Consider the following 11,379-nt stretch of genomic DNA (forward strand, 5'->3'; position numbering starts at 1 on the left):
GCCCATGCTGTCGCGCAACCTTGAGCAAAGCCTGCACCGCGCTCTGTCTCACGCCTCCGAGCGTCGTCACGAATACGCCACTCTGGAACATCTGCTGCTGTCTCTGACCGAGGATCTGGACGCCGTTGCGGTGTTGCGGGCCTGTAACGTCTCCGTCGAGAAGTTGCGCAGCGACCTTACCGATTTCCTCGACACCAGCTTGTCCGAGTTGGTCGGTCCACGCGGCAGCGACCCCAAGCCCACCGCCGGGTTCCAGCGGGTGGTCCAGCGCGCCGCGATTCACGTTCAATCTTCCGGGCGCGAGGAAGTGACCGGAGCCAACGTTCTGGTTGCTCTGTTCTCCGAGCGAGAGAGCCATGCCGTCTATTTCCTCCAGATTCAGGAAATGACCCGGCTCGATGCCGTTAACTACATCAGCCATGGCGTTGCCAAGGCTGCGGGTCGCACCCAAAGCCGCCCGATCCAGGGTGCCGACGAGGATGCCGCCGCCGAGAAGGTGGTAAAAAAGGGAATCGAGGCTCTGACCGCTTATTGCGTCAACCTCAATCAGAAGGCCACCGATGGCAAGATCGATCCGTTGATCGGCCGCGAGGCGGAAATCGAGCGGACGATCCAGATTCTGTGCCGCCGTTCGAAAAACAACCCGCTTTATGTCGGCGATCCCGGCGTCGGCAAAACCGCGATCGCCGAAGGTCTGGCGCGCCGCATCGTCGATGGCGAGGTGCCCGAAGTTTTGCGCACGGCCACTATCTTCTCCCTCGATATGGGGGCGTTGCTGGCCGGAACCCGTTATCGCGGCGATTTCGAGGAACGGTTGAAGGCGGTCGTCACCGAACTGGAGAATTACGACGGCGCGATCATGTTCATCGACGAGATTCACACCGTGATCGGTGCTGGTGCGACCTCGGGCGGATCGATGGATGCGTCGAACCTGCTGAAGCCGGCGCTGGCCTCGGGTTCGCTCCGCTGCATCGGTTCGACCACGTATAAGGAATACCGCACCCATTTCGAGAAGGACCGCGCCCTGGTCCGCCGCTTTCAAAAGATCGACGTTAACGAACCCAGTGTCGCCGACGCGATCAAGATCCTGAACGGCATCAAGACCTATTACGAGAGCCATCACAAAGTCCGCTATGCCCCCGATGCGATCAAGGCGGCGGTCGAGTTGTCGGCGAAATACATCACCGATCGCAAGCTGCCCGACAAGGCGATTGACGTCATTGATGAGGTTGGTGCGTCGCGGATGCTTCTGCCCGAATCGAAGCGGCGTAAGACCGTTACCGTCCGCGATATCGAGGAGATCGTCGCCAAGATCGCTCGCATCCCACCGAAATCAGTGTCGCTTGACGACATGGAGGCGCTGAAATCGCTGGATCGCGATCTCAAAACCCTGGTGTTCGGTCAGGATCAGGCGATCGACTCGCTTGCGTCGGCAATCAAGCTGGCCCGCGCTGGTCTGCGCGAGCCGGAAAAGCCGATCGGCTGCTATCTGTTCAGTGGCCCGACCGGCGTCGGTAAGACCGAAGTCGCCCGTCAGCTGGCTCGGATCATGGGAATCGAGCTGACCCGCTTCGACATGTCCGAATATATGGAGCGTCATTCCGTCTCGCGGCTGATCGGCGCACCGCCGGGCTATGTCGGTTTCGACCAGGGCGGTCTGCTGACCGATGCCATCGACCAGCATCCTCACTGCGTGCTGCTGCTCGACGAAATCGAAAAGGCCCATCCCGACCTGTTCAACATCTTGTTGCAGGTGATGGATCATGGCCGCCTGACCGACCATAACGGCAAGATCATCGACTTCCGCAACGTCATCCTGATCATGACCACCAATGCCGGGGCGGCCGATCTGGCCAAGGCGGCGCTGGGGTTCGGTCGCGAAAGCCGCCAGGGCGACGACAGCGAGGCGATCAACCGGATGTTCACCCCGGAATTCCGCAATCGTCTCGATGCGATTATTCCCTTCGCCAATCTGTCGCCCGCGATCGTCAGTCAGGTCGTGGACAAGTTCATCATGCAGTTGGAAACCCAACTCGGCGACCGCGATGTGCTGATCGAACTGTCCAACGAAGCCCGCGCTTGGTTGTCTCGCAAGGGATACGATCAGAATTACGGTGCCCGGCCGCTGGCTCGCGTTATTCAGGAGCACATCAAGAAACCCCTGGCCGAGGAATTGCTGTTCGGTCGGTTAGCCAAAGGCGGGACCGTTCGCATTACCATCGGCCCCGATGGCGCGCTTTCCTTTGACATCGTTCCGGGCTCGTCGCGGCCTGAAAAGGCGACGGAACCCGAACTGGTCGAATAATACCAACCGGCCAATGGGTCAAATCGAGGGGCGGCCGGTATAATTCGCCCGGTTCCACAAAGACGAAGGCCACGGCGTCCGCGCCGTGGCCTTTTTGTTTGGAGTCCCGCCCCAGGGATGGATCAGGGGGACAAGATCGCCTTACGGGCCAGGATATCGTTGCAGACCGATGTGGTATCCCAGGTCGAGCCATGGCCCAAAGCGGGTTCGATCTCCGGCCAGGCCTTGTCGAAGGCCCGGCGGCCAAGGTTGCGCAGATAGACCAGGAATTCCCAGGCGGGAGCTTCCTTGGAATAGATGCCCAACGGGGCAATGTCGGCATCGGCCTCGATCCGGTGCAGATTGATACGGCGGAACGGGTGCTGTCCCGGCGGCGGATCGACGATCATCTTGGCGTCGATCAATCGGTTGATCGTCTCGATGGTGTTGATTTCGTGGATCAGTGCGGTGTTGAAGGTTAGCTCGTTCAGGCGGTCGGCGACCTGACGGTGGCTGCGTGGTGGTGGGCCGTCGCGCCGCAACGGGTTGATCGTCACCACAAGCAGATCTTGCGCTTCGCTCTCCCGTAACCGCTCGACCAGACAAGTCAGCGGAGGATTGCCGAGATAGCCGCCGTCCCAGTAGAGATGCTTGTCGATCTCGATTGCCGAGAACGGCGCGGGCTTGCAGTTCGAAGCGCGCAGGGCGTCGGGCGAGACCGCACCATCGACGAACAATTTGCGGCGACCCTCGCCGATGTCGGTGGCGGCAATCACCAGACTGGGGGTTCCGGCCTGGGGCAGAGCGAAGATCGCCGGAATTTCCGGCATCACCTCGCGCAGCACGGTGGAGAGCGATCCGCCCAGACCCGTTTCGGCGACCGGAGAGGTCGCCCCCGCGACGTCGGCCCAGCGGGCGGCGGCGCTATCGTCGATATTCCAGCCGGAACCGAGAGTCGCGGCAGCGACGAAGGGATTGCCGCTCCAGAAGGCAACGCGGGCGATCGTCTCCCACAATTCGCGTACCTTGTCCCGTCCGGCCTCGGCGATCCGGCGGGTTCGGGCCGTAGCGGGGCCGGGTTGTCCGGCTCCCTGGTGACAGCCATAGACAAAAGCGGTTGCCGTTAAGGCTCCTGACGATGCGCCGCTCAGTCCAACGATATCGACGTTTCCGGCGACGACCTGATCGAGCAGACCGTCAAGTACGCCCCAGGCAAACGCGCCATGGACGCCGCCGCCCTGTAAAGCCAGGGCGATTTTGTGTGGTTTTTCCATAATTCGCGCCTCCCGCAACCTGTTCAGCCGCCGCGCTCTTTTTTTCATGAGGGTACGCTGAACTGTCGATCTGAGCAACCAATGGTGTTGAGACTTTGTTGTCTGGATCGTTTTTCGGTCGGGTTCCCCCTGGCCGCTATGCATGTGGATCGGGGGAGGGGGGCGTCAACCGCCTTTGCCGTCTGCGGGGTTTCGTGTATGTAGAAACCTCCGTCGCCGCCGCCAGTATCGCGTCCGGCTTCTCCCCCCTTCCTCGGAAAGGACCCGCATGACCGCTCCTGCACCCCTGATGGCCGGAAAGAGAGGCCTCGTCATGGGCGTCGCTAACGACCGCTCCATCGCCTGGGGCATTGCCCAGGCTGCGCGTGCCCAAGGGGCGGAGCTCGCCTTTACCTACCAGGGCGAAGCTCTGGAAAAGCGGGTTCGCCCTCTGGCGGAAACCGTTGGCTCGTCGCTGGTGATGCCCTGTGATGTCTCTGATGAGGCGTCGATCGATTCTGTGTTCGAGACCCTGAAGCAGACCTGGGGGAAGATCGATTTCCTGGTCCACGCCATCGGCTTCTCGGACAAGGAAGAGCTGCGCGGTCGTTATGCCGACACGTCGCTTCAGAACTTCCAGAACACGATGCACATCTCGGTCTTCTCCTTCACCTCGGTCGCCCGGCGGGCGGCTGCGTTGATGCCCGATGGCGGCTCGCTGCTGACCCTGACCTATTACGGTGCCGAGCGGGTGATGCCGCATTACAACGTGATGGGCGTGGCCAAGGCCGCTTTGGAAGCCAGCGTGCGCTATCTCGCCGTCGATCTCGGCCGCGACAATATCCGCGTCAACGCGCTGTCGGCTGGTCCGATGAAGACCCTGGCCGCTTCGGGTATCGGCGATTTCCGCTATATTCTGAAGTGGAACCAGTACAATAGCCCGCTGAAGCGCAACGTCACCCTGGAAGACATCGGCGGTGCTGGTCTGTACCTGCTGTCCGATCTGTCGAGCGGCGTGTCGGGCGAAACCCATCATGTCGATGCTGGCTATCACGTTGTCGGCATGAAGGCGGTTGACGCCCCCGACATCAATGTTGTGAAGGACTAAGACCCGTGTCCGGAAACGCCTTCGGTCATCTGTTCCGCTTCACCACCTTTGGCGAGAGCCACGGTCCGGCGATCGGATGTGTGGTCGATGGCGTTCCGGCGCGCATTCCGCTGGCCGAGTCAGACCTTCAGGTCTGGCTTGACCGCCGCCGCCCCGGTCAGAACCGCTTCATGACCCAGCGGCGCGAACCCGATACGGTCAAGATTCTCTCCGGCGTGTTCGAGGGGCAGACCACCGGCACTCCGATCGGCCTCCTGATCGAGAATACCGACCAGCGTTCGAAAGATTACGGCGAGATCGCCGACCGCTTCCGCCCCGGCCATGCCGATTGGGTTTATCAGCAGAAATACGGTATCCGCGATCCCCGTGGCGGCGGACGTTCCAGCGCCCGCGAGACCGCGATGCGGGTTGCTGCCGGTGGCGTCGCCCGCAAGGTTCTCGATGCGCTGGTGCCGGGCGGACTGGTCATTCGCGGCGCGATGGTGCAGATGGGGCCGCATGCGATCGATCCCGCCGCGTGGGATTGGGCCGCGATTGAAGCCAACCCGTTCTGGTGTCCCGATGTGGCCGCCGCGCAGGGGTGGGAGACCTATCTCGATACGATCCGCAAGTCCGGCTCTTCGATTGGCGGCATCGTCCAGGTGGTGGCCGAAGGCGTTCCGGTCGGCCTGGGCGCGCCGGTCTATGACAAGCTCGATGCCGATCTCGCCAAGGCGATGATGAGTATCAATGCGGTCAAGGGCGTCGAAATCGGCGCTGGATTCGAAGCCGCCGCTCTGTCTGGCGAGGACAATGCCGACGAAATGCGGATCGGTGCGGATGGCAAGGCTTGCTTCCTGTCCAATCGGGCCGGTGGGATTCTCGGCGGCATCTCGACCGGGCAGGATATTGTTGTCCGCCTTGCGGTCAAGCCGACCAGTTCGATTCTGACGCCCCGGCGCAGCATCGACATCAACGGGGCCGAGGTCGATGTCTCGACCAAGGGCCGTCACGACCCTTGCGTCGCCATCCGCGCCGTTCCGGTGGCCGAGGCAATGATGGCCTGCACGCTTGCCGACCATCTGCTCCGCGCTCGGGCCGTCGCCCGCTGATCCGGCTTTTCGCTCTATTTCCGCAGCAGCCAGCGGTCTTCGGCTGTCGGGGTGTCGATTCGCAACGGCTGCGCCCGTAGCTCGTCGTACAGGATGCTGCCATCGACCGCGAGCGGCAGCGAGTCGACCACTTCGATCCGACGGGGCGCCTCGGCGTCGCTCCGCCGTAGCCGCACCCAGGCGCGCAACTCGGCCGGATCGGGAGCGTGTCCGGGGCGGGGGACGACGAACGCCCGTAATCCGCCGCCTTCGAGATCGATCAGACCGGCGGCGGCGATTGCGGGATGGTCGGCCAACACGGCCTCGACTTCATTCAGCCGCACCCGGCTGCCTGCGATCAGCACCACGCCTTCCTCGCGCGCCAGAGGCTCGGGCCACAGGTAATTGTCGAGGTCGCGCATTCCCAGGCGGCCGGTCAGCAGCCATTTCCTGATCCGCCGTGCCGGTCCGGGAGCATCGCCCCAATAACCGAGAAATCCGCCGGGTGCGTCGGCCGAGACCGCCAGGATGCCGCGTTCTCCGGCGCGGACAGGGCGGCCATGCTCGTCCACCGCTTCGACGGTCAGCCCCGGTGCCGCCCGTCCCGGCGAGGGGGGGCGCAGCTCCATCATTCCTGCCAGATTGGCGGCGACTGCGCCGGTTTCGGTCACGCCCCAGGCTTCATTGATATGGATGCCGAACGCTCGCAGCACCGTTTCGTGCAGATCGGACGACAGCGGATCGGGACCGCTGGCCAGGGCGCGGGGGCGGGCGAACGGGCGAGATGCCGCCTCGGCCAGCGGAGCCACCAACAGCGGTGGCAGCCATAGCGCCCGGACCCCGTGGCGGCCGATCATATCGAGGCCCCGGCCCGGATCGAACGGTCCCGGTGTTGCCAGCACCGCAACGCCATGATGCCAGGCGGGCAGAACCAGCCGGAACAGAGCCTCGGCGTTCATCCAGTCGGCGGGGGTCCAGGCGATGTCGCCGAACTGGGGGAACAACCCCATCGCCATCTCGACCGCCGGAAGACCTCCCGCCATCGCCCGGTGCGCCTGGACAATTCCGGCTGGCCGCCCGGCGCCATCGGTAGGATAGAACACAAAAGCCGGGGTGTCGGGCGAGGTCACGAGCGGGGCGAAGCTGTCCGAAGCGGTTTCTAGCTCGGGCCACAGCGCCGGAGCGTCGGGACCGGAGGATTCGGCGGCGACGAGGATGGTCTGCAAATCGGGCAATAGCGGTCGTACCACGTCCAGCGCGGGCAACATCGCCGGGTCGGCGATCAGGGCCGCCGCGCCGGAATTGCCCAGTCGCCAGACCAGCGGTTCGGCTCCCAGCCCCAGCGGCACCGGCACCGCTAGCGCTCCCATCCGGGGGATTGCCAGCAGGGCGATGGCGGCTGCCAATCCTGGCGGCAGGGCCAGCGCGACCCGGTCGCCCGCACGGATTCCTCGGGCGGTTAGGACGTTGGCCAGCCGGTTGGCGAGCAGGCGCAGGACGTGAAAGGTATAGCGTTCGACCGTGCCATCTTGCTGTTCGACGATCAGCGCGGTGCGGTGCCCATCGGCACCCCCCAGCGTCTGGCGGTCGCAGACGTCGAAAGAGAGGTTGTAAAGCTCGGGGATTCGCCAGCGGAAAGTCCGGCAAGCTTCCTCGTAACTGCGGGGATTGTTCAGCACGGCACGTCGATCCGGGGGTGATGGCGTTCCACCGGAAAAGACAATGCGGTTTTCCCGGTTCGAGTCAACATCCTCTCCCTCCTGTCGCCCGCGCTCTTTTGGCCTCAATGGCCTACCGATCGATCGGCATCAACTCCTCAAGCCACAGATAGGTATCGACGTCATCGAACATCACGCCGTCGAAGCCCAGATCCATCACGCCGGAAATGTATTTGCCCAGCATGGTTTTCCACTCGGAATTACCGACATCGGCGATGAAGGTTCCCGGCTTGTCGTCATGGGCGAACAGGAACGGCGGTGCGCCGATGTCCCAGCCTTTTTGCCAGTACCAGCGCCAGTCATAGGCCCGCCCGATCGGCATGGCCGCCAGCACCAGGCGACGCGGCCCCAGCTTCTTGAACTTCATCCGGGCGATGTCGGTCTTGACCAGGAAATCGACGCCGCGATGGGCGACATCGATCACCACCATGTCGTAATTGCTGTCGGCGATCGCATCGACGAAGCTGTTTTTGCTGCCGAACCCGTCCGAGCGCAGCAGGGGCAGCCAATTGTGGATCGCGTTCACTGACAGAACTTCGCCCGCGTTCTCGCCCGGAGGGTGGGGACGGGGCGGCTGGTCCAACCGTGCTCCCACGGCGGCAAAGCTGGTAACGCGGTCGCGACCGGCTCCACGCAGGGCCGCCTCGACCTGACCGGAGCCTGCGCAGGCATCGACCGACAATAGCGCGCGCCCCTCGGACCGGATCGTATCGGCGGCATAGACAATGCGTCGAATCCGTTCCTCCCTGTCCTGCTTCTCTTTGATCTCGGCGGCGCGGCGCAACTCGACAGCCGGATCGTTGCTGAACGGCCCCATTTCCACCGGCACCGGCGGGCGTTGAATGCCGAGCTTCTTTTCGGTGTCGATCTGGGCGTCATTGGCCTTGCGCTCCTTGATCGCGTCGGCCAGCGGTTTGTTGAGGGCGTTCCCACCGCAATACAGTCCGTCGAGGACGAGGCCATCGAGCACCTTGACCAGCGGACGGAATACCGACCGCTCCGGCAGGCGGCGATAAAACCCGGTGCTGGAGGGATCGTGCAGCGCTTCCCACTGGACTTCCCAATCGCCCTTGATCAGCAATTCGACCCCGCCGCGCATCAGCACCTGGAAGTTGGGATCGCGTTTCTTGGCATAGCTCGCCAGCTCGATCATGACTGATCGGGTCTGCTCGCGGACGTTGGGCACCTGATCCGGTGGCGGTGGGACGAAATCCCGCGGCTTGTCGAGCGCCTGGGCGGGAGGAGCCAGCAGAGCCAGCACCAAGAAGACGATTCCCGTGAATCCGATCCGGCTCATGACAGCATCTCCACGACGTGATCGGCGATAGCAAGGCTGGCGGTCAGGCCGGGGCTTTCGATCCCGTACAGCGCCACCACTCCCGGAGCGCCGGTCTCGGTCGGGCCGTGGATCAGGAAATCGCGTTCCGGCTCGCCCGGAGCCTGAATTTTGGGACGGATGCCGCAATAGGCTGGAGCCAATGCTCCATCGGGCAAACCCGGCCAATAACGGCGGATCGCGTCGTAGAACACGTCGCCTCGGGTGGGATCGACGTTGTACTCCTCACGCTCGATCCATTCGACGTCGGGACCGAACCGACCGGCCCCGCCGAGATCGAGGGTGAAGTGCACCCCCAGCCCCGCCGAGACCGGCACGGGATAGACCAGCCGGGAGAATGGCACCCGTCCGATCAGGCTGAAATAATTCCCCCGGCACAGAGACGCGGGCGGCACGTCGCGCAGCCCCAGCGCCGCCCCGATCCGGGGGGCGGCCAGACCGGCCGAGACAACCACAGACCGGGCGCGCAGCCGCATCGGCTCGACTCCGCCGGTTTCGATCAGCATCGAGTCACCATCGGCGCGGCCACCCGTGACCGGAGCGTGAAACGCAATCATCGCCCCGGCTGCCTCGGCCTCGCCTTGGAGCGATAGCATGAAGGCGTGGCTGTCGATGATGCCGGTGAACGGCGACAACAAGGCGGCAGTACAAACCAGATCGGGTTCCAGCGCACGGGCCTCGGTCGCCGACAGCATCCGCAGCCCCTCGGCTCCGTTGGTACGAGCGCGTTCGAACACGGTCGCCAAGGTTTCTTCTTCGTTTGTATCGGTGGCGACGACCAACTTGCCGGGCAGGGCATGGGGAATCCCGCAACGGGTCGCGTGGGCGCGCATCGCCCGGCTGCCTTCGACGCACAGCCGCGCCTTCAGCGATCCCGGCGTGTAATATAGCCCGGCGTGGATCACCTCGCTGTTGCGTGACGAGATTCCGGTGCCGATCGCGCCTTCTGCTTCCAGCACGATGACATCGCGCCCGGCCAGGGCCAGTCCACGGGCGGCGGCCAGCCCAACCACTCCGGCACCGATAACGACGCAATCGACCGGCTCGGCTCCCTGTTCCGCCAACACTTTGTCTTTCTCCCGGAAGTAACCCTCAATATTTGGTGAAGCATACCACCAGCGTCACACCTGCGGAAGACGGATGGTCATTGCACACAAGAGCGGCCAAAGGTAGAGTTTTACGCCCGTCCACACGCGATTAGACCGTTTTGACCCACCCGACGCAAGCCCCCGCTTCTTCGCGAGGTTTTCATGACAAAGCGCGCTCATGTCATCGTCGTCGGTAATGAAAAGGGCGGTACCGGGAAATCAACCATTTCAATGCATCTGATTATGAGTCTTCTCGACCGGGGATTGTCGGTCGGCAGCATTGATCTCGATGCGCGTCAGGCGACCCTGACCCGTTATATCCACAATCGCGCGGCTCGCGGCGATTGTGCGCTGCCTCTGCCTGACCATATCTCGGTGCCGTCGACCGACGATCGCAAGGCGGACGAGGCGCGGCTGCTCGATATCGTCAATCATTTCGCCAACACCCACGATGTCGTTGTGATCGATACGCCGGGCAGCGATCATTTCCTGTCGAGAATGGGACACTCCTTCGCCGATACGCTGGTGACGCCGCTGAACGACAGCCTGGTTGATCTCGATGTCCTTGGTCGAGTCGATCCCGCGACGATGAAAATTCTCCGCCCCAGCCATTACGCCGAAATGGTATGGGAGACCAAGAAAGCGCGGGCGATACGCGGCGAACGGTCGATGGTCGATTGGATCGTGCTGCGCAACCGCCTGTCCAACCTTGACGCCCGCAACAAGCGCGATGTGGAAAAGCTGTTGGCCGATCTGGCTCGCCGAGTCGGCTTTCGTGTCATTCCCGGCCTGGGCGAGCGGGTGATTTACCGCTCGATGTTTCTCGAAGGGCTGACCCTGCTTGACCTGCGGCGCAAGATTACCGGGTTCGATCTGTCGATGAGCCACGTCGCGGCTCGTCAGGAATTGCGCACCCTGGTCGATGCCATCGCCTTGCCGGTAGGGTCGGGAAGTGAGGTTTGAGGGAGGGGACGCGCTTTTCCGATTGCCTCTTCCCCCCGATGTAACCATATGGTGGAGGGTCCAGCGCGAAGTTTGATCTGACGCGCTAATCTTGGAGAACATATGCAAAACATCGATAAACAGGCCAAGTCCAGGGTCGTTGCCGGCTTTGGCGAGCGCCTGAACACGGCCGCCGCCGCTAAGAAGGCGTTGGTAGAGAAGTGGCGCGCCAACAAGGTCGATACCACCGATCCGGTCTATCTGGAGAAGCAGGCCGCCCTTCAGGTCGCCGCCGCTGCTCGCGCCGAGCGCGACGCCCAGCGTAAGGCAGAGAAAGAAGCCGCCAAACTCCAGGCCATCGCCGACCGCAAGGCGGAGAAAGAGGCTGCCGCCGCGCAGATCATCGCCGCCGAGGTCGCCCGCGAGACGGCCCGGATCGAGGCGATCGCCGCCGAGGCCGCGTTGGAAGAACAGCGCAAGGCTGCCCGCGACGCTCGTTACGCCGCCCGCAAGGCGCGGGGAAAATAAGTCACGGGCCTCCCCGCTCTTGCCGGTCGAACGACGGGTGAGAGTGGGGGAG

9 protein-coding genes are annotated in these 11,379 nt (G+C 63.4%); 5 read left to right on the forward strand and 4 right to left on the reverse strand.

Annotation, left to right across the window (positions count from 1 at the left end; all coding sequences use genetic code 11):
• Positions 1 to 4: 4 nt before the first annotated feature.
• Entirely contained in the window at positions 5 to 2,305 is a 2,301-nt protein-coding gene (clpA, locus tag PHAMO_RS11890; protein ID WP_002729658.1) for an ATP-dependent Clp protease ATP-binding subunit ClpA, read from the forward strand.
• A gap of 122 nt (positions 2,306 to 2,427) precedes the next feature.
• Here the strand turns inward: clpA and PHAMO_RS11895 are convergent, their stop codons facing one another.
• Positions 2,428 to 3,558, reverse strand: a complete 1,131-nt coding sequence (locus PHAMO_RS11895) for a patatin-like phospholipase family protein (RefSeq protein ID WP_002729659.1) — start codon at positions 3,556 to 3,558, stop codon at positions 2,428 to 2,430.
• Positions 3,559 to 3,826: 268 nt separating this feature from the next.
• Here PHAMO_RS11895 and fabI point away from each other — a divergent pair, with 268 nt between their 5' ends.
• Positions 3,827 to 4,645 (forward strand): enoyl-ACP reductase FabI, encoded by an 819-nt coding sequence (gene fabI, locus PHAMO_RS11900; protein ID WP_002729660.1) that lies wholly within the window; start codon positions 3,827 to 3,829, stop codon positions 4,643 to 4,645.
• Between the two features lie 5 nt (positions 4,646 to 4,650).
• Positions 4,651 to 5,736, forward strand: coding sequence for a chorismate synthase (gene aroC, locus PHAMO_RS11905; protein ID WP_002729661.1), 1,086 nt, complete (start codon positions 4,651 to 4,653; stop codon positions 5,734 to 5,736).
• Positions 5,737 to 5,750: 14 nt separating this feature from the next.
• Here the strand turns inward: aroC and PHAMO_RS11910 are convergent, their stop codons facing one another.
• The 3 genes from PHAMO_RS11910 to PHAMO_RS11920 all read right to left on the reverse strand — a co-directional run bounded on the left by PHAMO_RS11910 (position 5,751) and on the right by PHAMO_RS11920 (position 9,836).
• A complete protein-coding gene (locus PHAMO_RS11910) occupies positions 5,751 to 7,394 on the reverse strand; it encodes an AMP-binding protein (RefSeq protein ID WP_002729663.1) in 1,644 nt (547 codons plus the stop codon).
• A gap of 112 nt (positions 7,395 to 7,506) precedes the next feature.
• Positions 7,507 to 8,730, reverse strand: coding sequence for a hypothetical protein (locus tag PHAMO_RS11915; RefSeq protein ID WP_002729664.1), 1,224 nt, complete (start codon positions 8,728 to 8,730; stop codon positions 7,507 to 7,509).
• Entirely contained in the window at positions 8,727 to 9,836 is a 1,110-nt protein-coding gene (locus PHAMO_RS11920) for an NAD(P)/FAD-dependent oxidoreductase (protein ID WP_002729665.1), read from the reverse strand. Before PHAMO_RS11920 ends, PHAMO_RS11915 begins: the two co-directional genes overlap by 4 nt.
• Positions 9,837 to 10,019: 183 nt before the next feature.
• On the opposite strand from PHAMO_RS11920, the gene PHAMO_RS11925 reads away from it, so the two are divergent.
• Both PHAMO_RS11925 and PHAMO_RS11930 read left to right on the forward strand, forming a co-directional pair.
• A complete protein-coding gene (locus PHAMO_RS11925; RefSeq protein ID WP_002729666.1) occupies positions 10,020 to 10,820 on the forward strand; it encodes a division plane positioning ATPase MipZ in 801 nt (266 codons plus the stop codon).
• A 102-nt stretch (positions 10,821 to 10,922) separates the two neighbouring features.
• Positions 10,923 to 11,327, forward strand: a complete 405-nt coding sequence (locus PHAMO_RS11930; RefSeq protein WP_002729667.1) for a DUF6481 family protein — start codon at positions 10,923 to 10,925, stop codon at positions 11,325 to 11,327.
• The last annotated feature ends 52 nt before the right edge of the window (positions 11,328 to 11,379 follow it).

It is taken from the genome of Magnetospirillum molischianum DSM 120, assembly GCF_000294655.1.
GTDB classification, from domain to species: Bacteria; Pseudomonadota; Alphaproteobacteria; order Rhodospirillales; family Magnetospirillaceae; genus Phaeospirillum; species Phaeospirillum molischianum.

What these genes read in the sequence shown, in the direction of transcription:
- clpA (WP_002729658.1), top strand. Translation starts at nt 5, where the DNA reads ATGCTGTCGCGCAACCTTGAGCAAAGCCTGCACCGCGCTCTGTCTCAC.
- PHAMO_RS11925 (WP_002729666.1), top strand. Translation starts at nt 10,020, where the DNA reads ATGACAAAGCGCGCTCATGTCATCGTCGTCGGTAATGAAAAGGGCGGT.
- fabI (WP_002729660.1), top strand. Translation starts at nt 3,827, where the DNA reads ATGACCGCTCCTGCACCCCTGATGGCCGGAAAGAGAGGCCTCGTCATG.
- PHAMO_RS11915 (WP_002729664.1), bottom strand. Translation starts at nt 8,730, where the DNA reads ATGAGCCGGATCGGATTCACGGGAATCGTCTTCTTGGTGCTGGCTCTG.
- PHAMO_RS11895 (WP_002729659.1), bottom strand. Translation starts at nt 3,558, where the DNA reads ATGGAAAAACCACACAAAATCGCCCTGGCTTTACAGGGCGGCGGCGTC.
- PHAMO_RS11930 (WP_002729667.1), top strand. Translation starts at nt 10,923, where the DNA reads ATGCAAAACATCGATAAACAGGCCAAGTCCAGGGTCGTTGCCGGCTTT.